Below are 14,987 nucleotides of genomic sequence, written 5' to 3'. Positions count from 1 at the left end.
ATTCCGATTAAACCGATTTTTATGAGCGCTGAGTCAAAATCAGACTACCTGGCGGCGCAGCTCGGAAAGGACTAGGCTGCTCAGCAAGAACACCCCGGCAGCCAGGGTCGCTATGCCGCTCACCTCGTCTTGCTTGACCTTCCAGACAAAGCTTCGGGAGAGCTGCTGGTAGGTCTCGCGCAGTTTTCCCGCCGAGTTGACGAAGAAGTATTTCCCGCCGGTGATGGCGGCGATCTGCTTGAGCACCTCCTCATCAAAGTAGGCGGCCCACTGGTAGACATTCTCTAGCCCCGGCACCGGGCCCTCGGTGACCCGGCCCACGCCAATGGTGTGGATGCGGACCTTTTGCTCGGCGGCGATCCGGGCGGCCTCGAGGGGGTCGATGCCGCTGATGCTGCGCCCATCGGTAAGGAGGATGATGGTGGCCAGCTCGCTGGGGTCCTTGGCGCCTTTGCGCTGCTCTAAGGGCGGGAGGGCCTGGAGGCTGGTCAGGATGCCCTCGCCGATGGCCGTGCCGAACTCGAGCTGGATCAGATCCACCGAATCCAAGAGCCTTTGGCGGTCGGTGGTGGGGGCCACCACCTCGGTGGCTGCACGGGAGAAGGTCACCAGGCCGATGCGGGCCCCTTGTGGGAGCTCGCGGATAAAGACCTTGAGGGCCTCCCGAGCGGCCTCAAAGCGGCTGGGCAGGACGTCGGTGGCGCGCATCGAGCGGCTGACGTCGAGGGCCAGCACGATGGTGGTGCGGGGATCGGCGTGGAGGATGGGGATGATCGGGCGGGCTAGGGCCACGATCCCTAAGATCAGCGCCAGCGAGAAGAACGCAACAGGGAGGTGGCGGGTCAAGTCCCGCTGCTTTCCGCTGGCCCGGGCCAGGGTCGCCAGATCTGGGTGGAGCGTTGCAGCTGCCGCCGGGAGGGCCAGGCTGCGGCGGTACCAAACGGCCAGCACAGGGATCAACAGCAACAGGAGCAAAGCCGAGGGCCAGAGAAAGCCCATCTTCCACCCCCTAGGGCACCCGGCGGTATAGCCTGAGGTTGAGCCCGGCCCCCACCAGCATCAGGATGACCGCCAGTCCGGAGAGCAGCGAGGAGACCTCGAGCCGGGTGGCTTCCCAGCGGATCACCGTACCCAGCTCCCGGTACACTGCGCGCAGCGCTTCCTCGGTGGGCGGGTAGACATACTTGCCGCCGGTGCGCTCGGCGAGCTGTTGCAAAGAGCGCGGCTCGAAGGGTACGAAGTAATCCCGCCCCTCGAGGCGCATCACCGCGCCCCCCTCCTTGCCCACCGCGAAGGCGTAGATCTTGACCCCGTTGTCCTTGGCGAACTTGGCCGCGGCCTCGAGGGCGGTTTGGTTAGGCAGGCGGGGGTTGGAGCTCACATTGGTGGCCCCGTCGGAGATCACCAGTAGGCTCCCCGGGGGGAATTCTCGAGGCGGCGGAGCGTCGGGTTGGATCAGTGGGGTCTGGGGCGGCTGGCCCTGCGGACCTTGCGGCTGGAGCTCCGTGGGCGGTTGCACCTCTTTGCGGCCCGGCAACAGCCGTACCCCGGTGACGATGGCCGAGGGAAGCGAGGTGTTCTGCACCGGTTTGACATTATCTAAAGCCTCTTGCAACACCGCGCGGTCGGTAGTGGGAGCCACCACCACCGAGGCCGAGTCCGAGAAGGTGATGAGCCCGATTTTAGTGGTGGGTGGGGCTAGCCGCACGAACTCCTTGGCGATAGCTCGAGCGGCTTCCAGGCGGTTGGGGTTAATGTCGCTTGCCAGCATGGACTTGGAGGCATCCAAGGCGATCACCACCGCCGCCTTGTTGGTGGGCAGGGGAGGGGCTGCCACCGGACGGGCGCTCGCCAGAAGCAGCAAGGCCAGGGCCAGCAGATAGAGCATCCGCGGCCAACGGGCTTGTGCCGGAGAGGGTTGCCGGACCACGGCGCTGAGCAAATGCGAATCGGCAAAAACCTGAGCGGTGCGCTGCCGTCGCTGCTCGGCCCTCACCAGCACCCCCATCACCACGGGCAGCAGCAGCAGTGCCCATAGAAGGGTGGGCCAGGTGAAGGTCATACCCGCCCCCTTCGGCGCGAGTAGCCATTGGCCGGAACTCCTCGAGCGTTCGGCGTTTTGCCCCTGGTCTCTTGCTTCATCGCCTCACCCCCTTGCGCCGCAGGGTGAACTTGAGGAGGGGTTCGACAATTTCCTGAGCGGTGGAAAGCTCCAGCAGATCTACCTGGGCGCTGCGCAAGACACGTCTTATGCCCTCTTCGTGCTCCCTTACCAAGGCCGCGTACGCCGAGCGCACCCGAGGATCGGAGGTATTTACCCAGATCTCTTGCGCGCTTTCTGGGTCGCGCAAACGGAGTTCGCCCACCTTGGGTAGCTCCCGTTCCGCAGGGTCAGAGATGCGCACCGCGATGACCTCATGGCGATAGGCCAAACGGCCTATGGGTTTGGCCCAGCTCAAAGCGCCGGGTGCCGCTGGGGGGGAGGCCAGAAAGTCCGAGACCACAAAGATCAACGCCCGCCGCTTGAGGGTGCGGTTGAGGTAGTGAAGCGCCTGCTCGAGCGGGTCTACTGGCGGGGGCTGAGAGGTATTACGCGGCCCCGCCTCGCTGGGCGGCGAGGTGAATAGCTGCGCAATTTTCAAAATTTGCCGCCGTCCAGTCCCTGCCGGGAGGATCCGCATTCCGCCCTCCGAGGTCACCACGGCCCCCACCTTGTCGCCATGCCGGGCGACGATGGCGGCGGCGGTGACGGCAAACTCCAGCGCCGCTTCGCGCTTCAGGACTCTGCGGGTGCCAAAGTTCATCGAAGCGGACAGGTCTACGATCAGCCAAGCGGTGATCTCGCGCTCCTCGCGGTACTGGCGCACGTGGAGCTTGCCGGTGCGGGCGGTTACGCTCCAGTCAATGCGGCGTACCTCGTCGCCGGGCTGGTACTCGCGCACCTCGGCCAGGTCCAAGCTGGGCCCGTAGAAGACCCCGGTATAATCTCCGAACAAGAAGCCATCCAGCCGACGCAAAACCTTGAACTCGAGCCGGCGCAGCAGCTCGGCTGGAGGCTCCTGAACCCTCGGAGGGGGTTTTTGCGGCGCCAGGTGTGGGCCAGACCCCTTGAGGGGCTGATCCCTAGGGCTTCGAAGCATCGTCCATCTCCTCAAGCGTTTGGTGCCTCGGTCGTGGCTGCTCGGGTGTCGCGGTAGGGGTCACCCAGGTGGACCTTAGGCAGCGGAACCCCCGCGATGATCGTTCGCACCAGATCTTCGAGCTTCACCCCATCGGCCAGGGCTTCATAGGAGAGGATGATGCGGTGGCGCAGCACTTCGGGGGCTAGGTCGCGCACGTCCTCAGGGAGGACATACTCCCGCCCACGTACGATGGCCAAGGCTTTGGCGCCCAGGATCAGGTTTACGCTGGCTCGAGGCGATCCGCCGAAGCTGATGTATTTTTTGAGGTCAGGTTGCTTGGCCTCGCCGGGGTCACGGGTGGCGCGGACTAGCCGTACGGCGTACTCGGTGACGGCGGGGTGGACGTGCACCCGGTCGGTCATGGCCTGCAGGGCGCGCAGGTCATCGGCGTGGAGTTGCACGTGGATCGGCTCAAACTTGCTTGAAACCCGATCCACCACGGCCATCTCCTCATAGAAGGCCGGGTAGTCCACGATGACCTTGAACATAAAGCGGTCCACCTGGGCTTCGGGGAGGAAGTAGGTTCCCTCCGACTCGATGGGGTTCTGGGTGGCCAGCACCAAAAAAGGGTCGGGGAGCTTAAAGGTCTCCTTGCCGATGGTCACCTGGCGTTCTTGCATGGCCTCGAGCAGGGCCGACTGGATTTTGGCCGGAGCGCGGTTGATTTCATCGGCCAGGATCAGGTTGGCGAACAAGGGGCCTAGCTCGACCTCAAAGGCCGCTTCCTTGGGGTTATAGATGCGGGTGCCGATCAGGTCGGCGGGCACCAGGTCGGGGGTGAACTGGATGCGTTTGAAGCTGGCCCCGATGGCCTCGGCCATGCTCTTGATGGCTAGGGTCTTGGCCAACCCCGGTACGCCCTCGATGAGGATGTGCCCGCGGGCCAGGAGGGCTACCACCATCCGCTCGAGCATCAAGTCTTGCCCGACGATCACCTTCTTGACCTCCAAGAGCAGCGTGCGCAGCTTGGCGGAGGCTTCCATCACGGCCTGGGGCTCGAGGCGGGTTTCGTTGGGAGAGGGGTTCATGGCCAGTACCTCTAGATGCTGGGGTTCTGCGGGGTTGGGGCGGGCTCAGCCGGGGTTGGTGGCAGGGGGCTGGGCAAACCCGGCTGTAGCGGGATCAGCTCGGGGTCGCCGCCGGGGAAACCGGGCCCGGGGCCGAATCCCGGTCCAGGAAAGCTATAAAGTTGTCCGTCTTGGTAGATCAGGACGGGGCATTCCCCTTGCCCTTGGCCGGGTTGCTGTCCGGGCTGCTGGTTGCCTGGCCCGGGAAGCGGGATCATCTCGCGCGGATCGCCCTGGGCTTGTACGGGTAGGGCACGAAGCGCGGGGGGCGTCGCAGCCGGTGGCAAAGGCGAGGACAGAGCGCTAAGCCGCCCCATGAGGAAACCGGCCATCATCAGCCCAGTGCTTAGCAAAGCAACCGCCATACTCCGCCCTATCGAATTTTGCCGTGCCATATCCCAATGTAGAACGTTTTTCTGTGGGGTGTCTGAGCCTGGGGCACATTGCGAAGAAAGGGTGAACGTCACAAGCCAGTTTGTGGCCTGGAGCTTGCTTGCTACGGGCCACGAACCCCCAGAAAGTTCGACACGGCTTCTAACCCTCAGCACCTCTCCGCCGAGCCTTCCCAGCTTCGATATGAGCGATGCGCAAGGGTTCGGGGAGGCGGGATCGGGTGGGCAGGGAACGTACGAACTCGAGGCTCTCCGCCAACCCCACCCGGTGCCCCGGCGAGACGTAGAGCGGTTTGACCCCCGTCCTCGAGCGGTAGGCATAGCCGATGGGCTGCCCCCGGGGGTCCAACAGCAAGACGGCGCTTCCCGCTTCCGGCGGCAACTGCCCTTGGGGTTTTCCGTACAGCAGGCTTTTGGCCACCCCGATGGCGGGTAGGTCGAGATAGACCCCCAGGTGCGCGGCGATCCCCAAGCCGCGCGGGTGGGCGATACCCTGCCCGTCCACCAGCAACAGCTCAGGGGGGCGGGAGAGCTTGGCGAGGGCGGCCAGGTAGGAGGGGGCTTCGCGGAAGGAGAGGAAGCCCGGGACGTAAGGGAAGAGGGTATCGGCGTCTAGCAGAGCCTGGGCCACTTCCACCACCTGCTGTGCTTGCCGGTCCCACAGCACCGCCACCGCCACCGATAGACCTTGCCGGCGAGAAAACCGGGTGGGGTGAGAAGCGTCGAGGGCGGCTAGGTAGCGTAGCTCTACAGGGTCCCCCGCCAGGACGACCCGCCCCCGCAGCTCCTTTTGGATGCGCGTAGCTTGGGCCAGGTCGCCGGGCCTTGGAAAGGGGGAAAGGGTCATCGCAGGAGGGGTCGGGCCAGCCCCGGCCACAGCTCGGCGGCGAAAAAGGCCACGATGGCGTAGCGGATGAAAGCCCCCCAGGCTTGGTGGCGAAGTTCGCCCATCCCTAGCCCCAAGCCTATATACACCCCGAACACCAGCGCCAGCCCCAGCCCCGCGAAGATCAGCCGTTTGGGCCAGGTCTGCGGGGGGCTGAAGCTGGCATTGCTGAACAAAAGTCCGCTCACCAGCCCCAACGCCACCCCTACGTCCTTGCCCCCGGCGAGGCTTAGGAATAGCAAAAAGATCGCCGCGAAGACCCGCAAGAAGGTGGGGGGTAACTCGCGCACCGGGAAGTAGGCCCCGGCCAGGGCCAGCCCTACTCCGATCAGCAGACCGCCCAGCACGTCGGAGAGGAAATGGACGCCCAGGTAGATCCTCGAGAGCCCGATGAGCCCCACCAGTACCCCCGCCAACGCCCACAGCCAGGCCTTGCGGTGGCGCAGCGCCAGGAATAACCAGTAGGTGGCAGCTGTCTGGGCGTGACCGCTGGGAAAGCCGTTCCCAGTCCCGGTGGCTTCGGCTGCAGGGAAGGAGACGCGGGGGTCTATCTGGTAGGGCCGGGGTTGGTCAAACCATTCCTTGAACCCCGCGTTGAGGGCGTAGGAAAACCCCACCAACATTCCCAACCTGCGGCCCGTCGGCGGGCTCACCAGCCACAGGTACAGCGCCAGCAGCACGATGTAGGCCCATTCCGAGCCGAGCTGGGTGAGGAGCAAAAAGAAACCTTGCTGCCCCGGTAGGATCTCCTGCAGCGCGCGTACGATCTCCATCGGGGTCATTATGCCAATCGTTGCATCTCCCACGGAAGCCCCCGGCAAAACCGGCACAATACATCTAGATGCCCTTCACCGCTTACTCGACCGCCCACCACGTCCTCGAGCTTCCCGACCACCACCCCTTCCCCCGCTACAAGTACGGCGGGGTGGCCGAGGCGCTGCGAGGCGAGGTACAAGTGCGGCCAGCCCCGGCCCTCCCTTGGGAAGCCCTCGCCCTAGTCCACGACCCGAATTATCTCGCACGTTTGCGCACCCAGGGACTTTCTCGTCAGGAATCGCTCCGGGTGGGACTTCCTTGGAGCGAGAGTCTGCTGACCCGGGCCCTGCATGCTGCCGGGGGCACCTTGATGGCCAGCCGCGATGCCCTCGAGCGTGGTCTGGGAATGAACCTGGCAGGAGGCACCCACCACGCCTACCCCGACCGGGCCGAAGGGTACAGTCTATTCAACGATGTAGCCGTTGCGCTGGCCAACTTACGGGCCGAGGGATTTGGGGGAAGGGCGCTGGTGGTAGATCTGGACGCCCACCAGGGGAACGGCACCGCGGTGTTCTTCCAACATGACCCCAGCGTGTTTACCCTCTCTTTGCACGGCGAGCGCAACTACCCCTTGCGTAAGGAGAGGAGCGATCTCGATGTAGGCCTGCCCGATGCGACTGGGGACCACGCCTATCTGGAAGCGCTGGAGCAAGCCCTTTCCGCCGGCTTTGCCTTCAAGCCCGACCTGGTGTTCTTCAATGCCGGGGTGGACGTGCTGGCGGGCGATCGCTTCGGGCGGCTCAGCCTGAGTTTGGAAGGGTTGGCCGAGCGCGACCGGATGGTGTTTGGCAGGGTTCGCCAAGCCGGAATACCCCTGGTGATCGTGATGGGAGGGGGATACAACCGCGATCCCAAGGTCACGGTCACCGCCCACGCCCAGACCTACCGGCTGGCCCTTCAAGCTTGGTCTAAATCCAGGGTATAGGTGACGACCGCCTCCTCGAGGCGAAACCCCAGCTGCTTATATAGCTCCATGGCGGCTTTTTCGTGGTCATGGGCCCGCACCCGCAGCTTCTGGACTTGGGGATCGGCGAAAGCCAGCTTGGCGGCGGCACCCAGGAGGGCTCGGCCAATCCCTTGTCCCCGCCGCTCGGGGATCACCCCGATATAGGCGATCTCGGCCCAGTCGTCGTCGCGCTCGAGCTCCACCATTCCCAGCGCTTCGTGCAGGGCCCCGTCTGCGAAGCGGTAGGCGACCAGCAACGTCACCTCGCGGTCCTCGAAGTGTTCCATCAGCTCCTCGTCGCTCCAGGAGAGGCGCTGGGCCCAGTTGTCCTCGCAGGCTTGGTAAAGCTGGCGGTAGACCTCCGGGTCAGGGGGTTCATCCGCCACGATGCGGACGTCGGGAGGGGGCGGGTAGGTCAGGTCGGCGCGGAGGATGGCGAAGAAATAGGTGGTGTGTTGAGCGGCGAAACCGGCCTCCTCGAGCATCTGGCGCAGCGGGCGGTTGGACTCTTGGGGGAAAGCGTGCAGGGTGGGATAACCCCGCGCCTTGGCCCGGGCGATGATTCTTTCGAGCAGTTTTTTCCCCTCCGGGCCTCGCACTACTGGCCCTTCCAGAACTCCGCCTTCCCAGAAGGAGTAGAGGGCGGCATACCCCACCAGCCGGCCATCCTCTTCGATGGCTAAGGTCTCCCAGTCGGCCTCGCCGCCTAGGGCCATCACCTCCCAGTACAGCCCCTCCGGGCTGCGCGACTCGGGAGCCAACACCCCTCTAGAAGCATCTTGGTCCATCCAGGAGAGCAGCTCCACGAGCTGGGGAAGGTCTTTCTGGGCCAGCGGACGAATCACGGCAGGCCTCCTTTGGGGGCATTTTAGCGCAGGGGCGGGTTGGCTGCACCTGCGGTACAATACTGCCTTGGGCGTTTTGCCGAGCGGGGCTCGAGCCCCGCGCCCGCGAACACGCTAGAATAGCCAGCAATGCAGAGCCTGGTCATCGTCAACCCGGCGGCGGGCCGGGGTCGGGTGGGGCGGATGCTCCCTCAGATCCAAAGTGCGCTAGCCGCGATTCATCCCAACGGCCAAGTCCAGGTCGTCCAGACCAAAAGCCCTGGCCACGCCACCTTACTGGCCCAGACCACCCCGGCCGAGCGGGTCATCGCCGTCGGCGGGGATGGCACCGTCCACGAGGTACTCCGCGGCCTAGCCCACTCCGCCAAGGTGCTGGGGGTGGTGCCCATCGGCTCGGGCAACGACTTCGCCCGCATGATCGGGCTTCACAGAAAGCCCCTGGCGGAGGCTTTTCAGATCGCCCTCAACGCTCCTGCCGGCGCGGTGGATCTGGGGGAGGTGAACGGCCAGCCCTTCGGGGCCTCCCTGGGGATCGGTTTCGACGCCATGGTGGCCCGCAAGGCCCTGACCGCGCCGACGTTTCTGCGCGGGATGCCCCGCTACCTCTACTCGATCTTCGCGGTGCTCAAGGAGCTCTCCCTGCCTACACTGACCCTCGAGGCCGGAGGGGAGGTGCTCTTCCAGGGGAAGGCCCTCCTGGTCGCCCTGATGAACGGCCATACCTATGGCGGGGGTATTCCCATCGCGCCCTCGGCCAGCCCTACCGACGGACTCCTGTCGGGGGTGGTGGCCGGGGAGTTTAGCCGCTTGGGGGTGGTGGGGATCCTGCCCCGGCTGCTCCTCGGCCAGCACGTTCACCATCCCCGAGTGCACCAGTATGGCGGGGCGGCCTTCACGGTGCGCTTCGACCGGCCAGTGGCGGCCCACACCGATGGCGAGTTGCTCGAGCCCCAGGCGCGGTATGAGGTGCGGATCCACCCCCGGGCCTTGCGGGTGGCCCTGCCCTAGGAGACCACCCCCTAGAGCACCGAGGCCAGCCGCTGAAACACCGCGGGGAGGGGAGGCTTGGCCCCGCCGTCGGCCCAGGTAAAGCGCAGATCGCGCAAGGGGCCTGGACCCACCCCCATCCCGTTGGGGAAAAGTCCAGAGTAATCCACAGGGTTATCCACAATCTCGCCCCCGAAGGCTTGGCGCAGGCGCTCGACCTCCTTGGGGTGACCGAAGTGGAAGGCGAGCAGGGTGCTCTCGTGCTGCCAGAGAAACCGCGGCTGGGGGGCCGCGGCCGAAGACCAAGCAAACCCGGGCTCGAGCGGCTTTTGCAAGAAGACCGAAGTCCGGCCTGGTCGTAGCCGAAGCGTCACGGAAACGGCTTCCCCCAGCGCCCCGAAACTCCCCACGAAGGGCCGTACCAGGTCGTAGCCCTGCACGTTTTTAACCACCCGGCCCCCGGCTTGCACGGTGCGCCCCTGGGGGGTTTTCAAGGTTACCCCCAGCACCTCCGCCCCGAAGAAGAAAGTTTGGCCGAAGCCGCCGCGCTGCACCAGGCCGCCCAGCCCCCCCGGAAGCTCCACCGGGGGAAAGGGAGGGAAAAGCCCCGGGGGGAGGGCTTCCCAAACCTCGAGCAGGGGGGTGTCCCCGCTGGCGGTAAGGTACTGATCGGAGGGAGAAAGCTCAAGAAGAGGCATATCCCGATGCTAAACGCAAAAGGCTAAACGCGGTATGCTTGGAGCGCTTTCTGCCCGAGCTATCGGCCATGGTTTGGAGGTCAGCGAAGGCGGAAAGCTTCCCGTGGGGCAGCTAGCGAAACAGCCCGCACCGCTCATCGTAGGGATTATCGGTGATATGCAATCTGGTTCCAATCTCGAGAAGCTCGCCCGAGTCATAAGGAAGCCATCCGGGCTCGCCGCTTCGGGCGAACGCGAGCCAGTGCCGCTGTAGTTCGCGGCTGATCGGCAAGGATTCTTCATAGGCCTGGGCGCTGAGGAAGATGGCCTGCGCGGGCCAGGTGTTTTGCGTGCCGAACAGCAGCGGCAGCTCGATCCCGTGAAAGCTTCCCAGCTCGGGGAAAACCGGGGACCGGTAACTGACCAGGTAGCCGTAGGTGAGCGCCCACTCGCCCTGTACCCGGGCGGCCTCCAGGCTAGGGCAAAGGAGCACGCGGTCGGTCTGGAAGTAGGCCCAGGCTTCGCGAGGCCGGTCTGGGTAGAGCTTTTGGTATAGGGCTCGAGCGGTTTTACCCTTACCCGCCAGTACTTTTTCCGCCCGCGCCTCGAAGCCCGCCCAGTCCCCCGGCGCGGAGAGTAGCTCACTCCACAGTTCCTGCTGGGTTCCCCCCGCTAGCAGGGGAATCCCCCCTGCGCGACCTTCCTTCAAGGCTTGTAGCGGTATTTTATCGAGCACTACCCCGTCCAGATGAGGCTTCCAGGGTGAGCGCTCGAAGCCTCCAGCCTCGACCCTCTGCACCGCTTCGGCGAGCGCTGCGCCCTCCGGCGGATACATCCTGGCGAGGGGCACCTGGCGTAAGCAGGCCAGGTCCTCCTCGGCGCAGCCCATGGCCTGGGCCCACCGAGCCCCGGACTTGAAGTCCTGCTCGAGGTTGCGCACGAAGGTGCAGCCTCCGGACATCACGATGGCTTTGTGGAGGAGCCCTTGGCTCTTGGGGCTGGCCAGCAGATCGCACACCGACATTCCCCCGGCCGACTGCCCGAACACCGTCACATTCCGCGGGTTCCCGCCGAAGGCCCGGATATTCCTCTGCACCCAACGCAGCGCCTCGAGCTGGTCCAGCAGTCCGTAGTTCCCCACCGAACCTTGGGGGTCTTCGGCTTGCAAGGCGGGCAGCGCCAGCCAGCCCAAGGGGCCCAGCCGGTAGTTGAGCGAGACCACCACCGCCCCCCCTGCGGCCAGTTGGCTTCCGTCGTAGACAGGCTCCCCGCTCCCTCCTCCGGTGAAGCTGCCCCCGTGGATCCAGACCATCACCGGCCAGCCCTCCGCGGGCGGGGAGGCTAGGGGCAGCCAGACATTGAGGTTCAGGCAGTCCTCGCTCTGCGGCGGGAGGTAGCCCCCTAGGCGGGTGGTCACGACCCCCCGTTGGGGGCAGGCGTCACCGAAGTGCCTGGCTTCCCGCACCGCGCTCCAACCCGAAGCGGGCACCGGGGCTTTCCAGCGCTCGGCTCGAGCGTAGGGAATCCCCAGAAAATAGCCTACCCCGAGCGCTTCGTTGACCCCACCCCGCAGGGGGCCTTGGGGGCTAAGGAGGTAGAGGCTCTGGGCTTGGCTCAGGCCGAGAATGAGCAGCAAAGCGATCCAGCGCGGCCAGGTGGACATACCCCCAGTCTGGCCTCGAGGTTGGAGTCTTTTTGTGGTATGGGGGGGTTTTTAGACGGGAGGGTTCAGGTGGAGGCCAACCACAGCGACAGGGCCAGCACCGCCCCCAGGATGGCACCGGTTACGAGGTCGACCACGAGCGTGCGGACCGCCGCGTTGTTACGCCCCTTACGTGGTGTGAGCATGTAATATGTATAAGACATAAACTCCATTTCTGTCAATACATAAATATTGGGCCAGTTTTACACTATTATCAAAATTCCTACTGGGTGGCTGGGGTCTTGATGGCCTCGCGTCCAAAGCGTTCGGCGATGCGGCGGCGAAATTCCCGCCCCACTTCCCACTGCTCCTTGGGCTTGGTGGTGAACAACACCCGCAGGACGATGGCCTCGTTGGCCAGCTGTTGCACCCCTTGCACGTCCGGCGGGGCAGAAAATTTGGGTCTCCACTGGGGGTCTTGGTAAAACCGTTCGGCTTCGTCGCGAAAGGCCTCCAAGGCTCGCTCGAGGTCCTCCTTCCAGGAAACCGGCACGTCTACCACCGCCCGCGCCCAGTCCCGGCTCAACACCGAAACCACCGTGATGCCCGAGTTGGGCAGGAAGTGTACCCGGCCTTCTACGTCGCGCAGCACGGTAATGCGCAGGTTGAAGCGCTCCACGGTGCCGGTGAGGGCCCCCACGGTGATCACGTCCCCCACCCCGAACTGGTCTTCCAGCAGGATGAAAAACCCGTTGATCAGGTCGCGGATGAGGTTTTGCGCGGCGAAGCTCACCGCCAGGCCCGCCACCCCCACCCCGGCTAAGAGCGCGGTGACATTGAGCCCCAAGTTGGAGAGGAAGAATAGCCCCCCCACCACCAGCACCAGCGCGCGAAGCCCCGAGTCCAGCACGGCTTTTAGGGTTTGGCCTCGCACCTGCTGCCGGGTGAACTCGCTGGAGGTCGCCACGGGTATCCGGCCCAGCAGCAAGGGGATCATCCGGTACGCGAGGGAGGCCGAAGCCAGGATGAGGAGGCCGGCGAGCCCCCTCGAGCCCAGCCACTGGGCGAGCTGGTGGCCCCAGGTGCGAAAGGGTTCCAAGGGATGGCGGAAGATTTCGGCAAGCAGCGATAGCCCGCCCACCAGGGCCACCCCCCACCAGACCCATCCCAGGAGGCGCCAGTAGCGGTCATCTCCCGACATGGGCGTCAGGCGTCCGACCTGGTTGAAAAGACGGGCTCCGGTGCGCCCCAGCCATAGCACGAGTGAGACGACCCCTAAGCCCAAGAGGACCTGCCAGGGGAGGGTGTTGGCTTGCAGGAGGGTAGGTTCCATGCGACCACCTAAGGGCTTGCGCAAAAACGGCAGGGGTTGTTGCCCCTCGAGCCCGCCACCCGTTGGGGCGACTAGGCTAGCGAACAGATCGAGCCCGCTTCCGCTCGCGAGAACATGCTACTACGCTGCCTCAGCTCTCCGCCGGGGCAAGCCGAGCAATTCCCGCCCGCACCCGCTCGACCAGGCCGGCCTCGACCGCGCTTTTGGCTTTACGGATGGCGTTGTGTACCGCTCGAGCATCTGCCGAGCCATGCCCGATAAAGACCGGACCCTCCACCCCCAAAAGGGGCATCGCCCCATATTCGGCGGGGTCCATCTTGGCCCGCAGGCGTTGCAGTGAACCCCGCGCCAACAGCCCACCCAGCTTGGCCAGAGGTGAACTCGAGAGGGCTTCGCGAACCCATTTCAGGAGGGTCCGGGCTTCTCCCTCGGAGAGCTTGAGGACTACGTTCCCGGTGTAGCCGTCGGTCACCACGATGTCGGTGGTCCCCTTGAAGATGTCGCGGCCTTCCACGTTGCCGTGAAAGCGGATTCCCGGCGTGGCCTTGAGCCGCGGGTAGGTCTCGTTGGTGAGCGCGTTGCCCTTGCCCTCTTCCTCGCCGATGGAGAGCAGGCCCACGCGGGGGTTGTTTACCCCCTGGGCCTCGGCGTAGGCCGTGGCCATCACCGCGAACTGCACCAGCCAATGCGGCTTGCAGTCCACGTTAGCCCCGCCATCGGTAAGGTAGACCCGGCCTTTCTCGCTGGGCATCTCGATGAGCAAGGTGGGGCGCTCGACGCCCTGGATGCGCCCCAGGTGGAACAGGGCCGAGGCCAGGGTGGCCCCAGTATGGCCCATCGCGACCACAGCCGAGGCTTCCCCCTTCTTTAGCAGCTCCATGCATACGTTGATCGAGGCCCCTCGCTTCTTGCGTACATCGGTAGCGGCGTCTTGCATGGTGATGTACTCGGGCGCTTCCACCAGCGGGAGGTCGCCACCCTGCTTGTGCAGTTCGGCCTTGAGCGCTGGGGCCTGCCCGACCAGGACCACCGGGATGCCTTCTTTGGCGGCCAACAGCGCCCCGGCCACGGTTTCCCGGGGGGCGTAGTCGCCGCCCATAGCGTCGAGGGCAATGGGTTTCACAAGGGATAGCTTACAGCGCTCCTCGCCCATCTGGGCCCTTGGCCCGGTTGGGAAACGGCGGCAGCCCGCGGGGTGCCCCAACCGAAAGGCACCCCCTGTCTTTGGGGGTGCGCTGCCCGATCCGCCGCGCGTAGCGTACGCGTGAAGCCAGCGAGGGCCCTAGGGGCTATTGGCTCTGCGCAGCCGCGGGCACGTGCTTTTGCAGCCGGGCCTCGAAGTTGCGCTTGGGTTGGGCCCCCACCAGCACCTCGGCGGGCTCGCCGTTTTTGAACAGGATGATGGTGGGGATGCTCATCACCCGGTACTTCATGGCGGTCTTGGGGTTGGCGTCCACGTCCAGCTTAGCCACCGTGACCTTGCCCGCGTACTCGCTGGCTAGCTCCTCGATGACCGGGGCTACCATGCGGCAGGGCCCACACCACTCCGCCCAGAAATCCACCAACACCAGGCTGTTTTCCTTGAGGGTCTGGTCAAAGTTGCTGTCGTTCACTTCGATGGGTTTGGCCATGAGGGCGTCCTCCAAGTCTCGGCCTTCACTCTAGCACCGCAGACCCGTGCCAGGGGGAGTCGGCGCACTTTTGGGTAGGCTGGGGGTATGGGTGTGCTCGAGACCCCCGAGTTTACCACCGCCCTCGAGCTGTGGAGGCGCGGAGAGTTTTGGGAGGTGCACGAAGCGCTCGAGCCCTTGTGGATGCGCCTCAGGGGGCTGGAGCGGGAGTTCACCCAAGGAGTGATTTTGCTGGCGGCGGCCTTGCACAAGGCTAAATCCAGCCCGAGCGGAGGTGGGCGGAACTTTGCCAAAGCGCTGCGGCACCTCGAGGCAATCCCCCCGATCTACCAGGGAGTCCGGGTGGCCGAACTGATCGAGGAGGTAAGCGCCGCGTTGCAAGACCCGAAGCGGATTCCGGCTTTCCCTACCTGCGCGGATCGGATTGGCTGGCCAAAGCGCACCCCAGCTCCCTGACATCGCCTTGATGATGGAAGCATACCCTTGTTGCGGTGGGCGAGAACCCACCTCCTTGTAAAGAGTCCGGCCTGACGGCCTTGCGGTCCAGGCAACGCCCGGCGAAAAAGCCGGGCTTTTTGTAGAC

16 protein-coding genes are annotated in these 14,987 nt (G+C 65.1%); 3 read left to right on the top strand and 13 right to left on the bottom strand.

Annotated features, from left to right (window positions below; genetic code table 11):
• Positions 1 to 39: 39 nt before the first annotated feature.
• From DNA98_RS10725 to DNA98_RS10700, 7 genes are all read right to left on the bottom strand, one after another.
• Positions 40 to 999 (bottom strand): VWA domain-containing protein, encoded by a 960-nt coding sequence (locus DNA98_RS10725; protein ID WP_110530220.1) that lies wholly within the window; start codon positions 997 to 999, stop codon positions 40 to 42.
• Between the two features lie 10 nt (positions 1,000 to 1,009).
• A complete protein-coding gene (locus tag DNA98_RS10720) occupies positions 1,010 to 2,062 on the bottom strand; it encodes a VWA domain-containing protein (RefSeq protein WP_110530217.1) in 1,053 nt (350 codons plus the stop codon).
• A 76-nt stretch (positions 2,063 to 2,138) separates the two neighbouring features.
• A complete protein-coding gene (locus DNA98_RS10715) occupies positions 2,139 to 3,140 on the bottom strand; it encodes a DUF58 domain-containing protein (RefSeq protein ID WP_110530214.1) in 1,002 nt (333 codons plus the stop codon).
• 11 nt (positions 3,141 to 3,151) lie between these two features.
• Entirely contained in the window at positions 3,152 to 4,210 is a 1,059-nt protein-coding gene (locus DNA98_RS10710; RefSeq protein ID WP_110530210.1) for a MoxR family ATPase, read from the bottom strand.
• Between the two features lie 11 nt (positions 4,211 to 4,221).
• The gene (locus DNA98_RS17685; protein WP_129865546.1) at positions 4,222 to 4,614 is read right to left on the bottom strand and encodes a hypothetical protein; all 393 of its coding nucleotides are present in this window, start codon (positions 4,612 to 4,614) and stop codon (positions 4,222 to 4,224) included.
• Positions 4,615 to 4,783: 169 nt separating this feature from the next.
• Positions 4,784 to 5,488: an endonuclease V gene (locus DNA98_RS10705; RefSeq protein ID WP_110530207.1), complete on the bottom strand. Its 705-nt coding sequence runs from the start codon at positions 5,486 to 5,488 to the stop codon at positions 4,784 to 4,786.
• Complete coding sequence (locus tag DNA98_RS10700) at positions 5,485 to 6,300, bottom strand: phosphatase PAP2 family protein (RefSeq protein WP_158531637.1); 816 nt, start codon at positions 6,298 to 6,300, stop codon at positions 5,485 to 5,487. The genes DNA98_RS10705 and DNA98_RS10700 overlap by 4 nt, the downstream gene beginning before the upstream one ends.
• Positions 6,301 to 6,368: 68 nt before the next feature.
• Here DNA98_RS10700 and DNA98_RS10695 point away from each other — a divergent pair, with 68 nt between their 5' ends.
• Complete coding sequence (locus tag DNA98_RS10695) at positions 6,369 to 7,268, top strand: histone deacetylase (RefSeq protein WP_110530201.1); 900 nt, start codon at positions 6,369 to 6,371, stop codon at positions 7,266 to 7,268.
• Here the strand turns inward: DNA98_RS10695 and DNA98_RS10690 are convergent.
• Complete coding sequence (locus DNA98_RS10690; protein WP_110530200.1) at positions 7,241 to 8,134, bottom strand: GNAT family N-acetyltransferase; 894 nt, start codon at positions 8,132 to 8,134, stop codon at positions 7,241 to 7,243. The genes DNA98_RS10695 and DNA98_RS10690 overlap by 28 nt on opposite strands.
• Before the next feature lie 129 nt (positions 8,135 to 8,263).
• On the opposite strand from DNA98_RS10690, the gene DNA98_RS10685 reads away from it, so the two are divergent.
• The gene (locus DNA98_RS10685) at positions 8,264 to 9,142 is read left to right on the top strand and encodes a diacylglycerol kinase family protein (RefSeq protein WP_110530197.1); all 879 of its coding nucleotides are present in this window, start codon (positions 8,264 to 8,266) and stop codon (positions 9,140 to 9,142) included.
• 11 nt (positions 9,143 to 9,153) lie between these two features.
• Here the strand turns inward: DNA98_RS10685 and DNA98_RS10680 are convergent, their stop codons facing one another.
• The 5 genes from DNA98_RS10680 to trxA all read right to left on the bottom strand — a co-directional run bounded on the left by DNA98_RS10680 (position 9,154) and on the right by trxA (position 14,404).
• Positions 9,154 to 9,819 (bottom strand): DUF5639 domain-containing protein, encoded by a 666-nt coding sequence (locus DNA98_RS10680; RefSeq protein WP_110530194.1) that lies wholly within the window; start codon positions 9,817 to 9,819, stop codon positions 9,154 to 9,156.
• Positions 9,820 to 9,931: 112 nt separating this feature from the next.
• Complete coding sequence (locus tag DNA98_RS10675) at positions 9,932 to 11,461, bottom strand: carboxylesterase/lipase family protein (protein ID WP_110530191.1); 1,530 nt, start codon at positions 11,459 to 11,461, stop codon at positions 9,932 to 9,934.
• 262 nt (positions 11,462 to 11,723) lie between these two features.
• On the bottom strand, positions 11,724 to 12,773 hold the full coding sequence (locus DNA98_RS10670) for a mechanosensitive ion channel family protein (protein WP_233493180.1): 1,050 nt from the start codon (positions 12,771 to 12,773) through the stop codon (positions 11,724 to 11,726).
• Positions 12,774 to 12,903: 130 nt separating this feature from the next.
• On the bottom strand, positions 12,904 to 13,896 hold the full coding sequence (plsX, locus tag DNA98_RS10665; RefSeq protein ID WP_110530188.1) for a phosphate acyltransferase PlsX: 993 nt from the start codon (positions 13,894 to 13,896) through the stop codon (positions 12,904 to 12,906).
• Between the two features lie 166 nt (positions 13,897 to 14,062).
• Positions 14,063 to 14,404: a thioredoxin gene (gene trxA / locus DNA98_RS10660; protein WP_110530689.1), complete on the bottom strand. Its 342-nt coding sequence runs from the start codon at positions 14,402 to 14,404 to the stop codon at positions 14,063 to 14,065.
• 87 nt (positions 14,405 to 14,491) lie between these two features.
• Between trxA and DNA98_RS10655 the strand changes: the two genes are divergently transcribed.
• Positions 14,492 to 14,860, top strand: coding sequence for a DUF309 domain-containing protein (locus tag DNA98_RS10655; RefSeq protein WP_110530185.1), 369 nt, complete (start codon positions 14,492 to 14,494; stop codon positions 14,858 to 14,860).
• Positions 14,861 to 14,987 lie beyond the last annotated feature (127 nt).

This window comes from Meiothermus sp. Pnk-1, assembly GCF_003226535.1.
GTDB lineage: Bacteria > Deinococcota > Deinococci > Deinococcales > Thermaceae > Allomeiothermus.
Note: the sequence above shows the minus strand (reverse complement) of the source record. Positions and strands in the feature narration are given on the sequence as shown.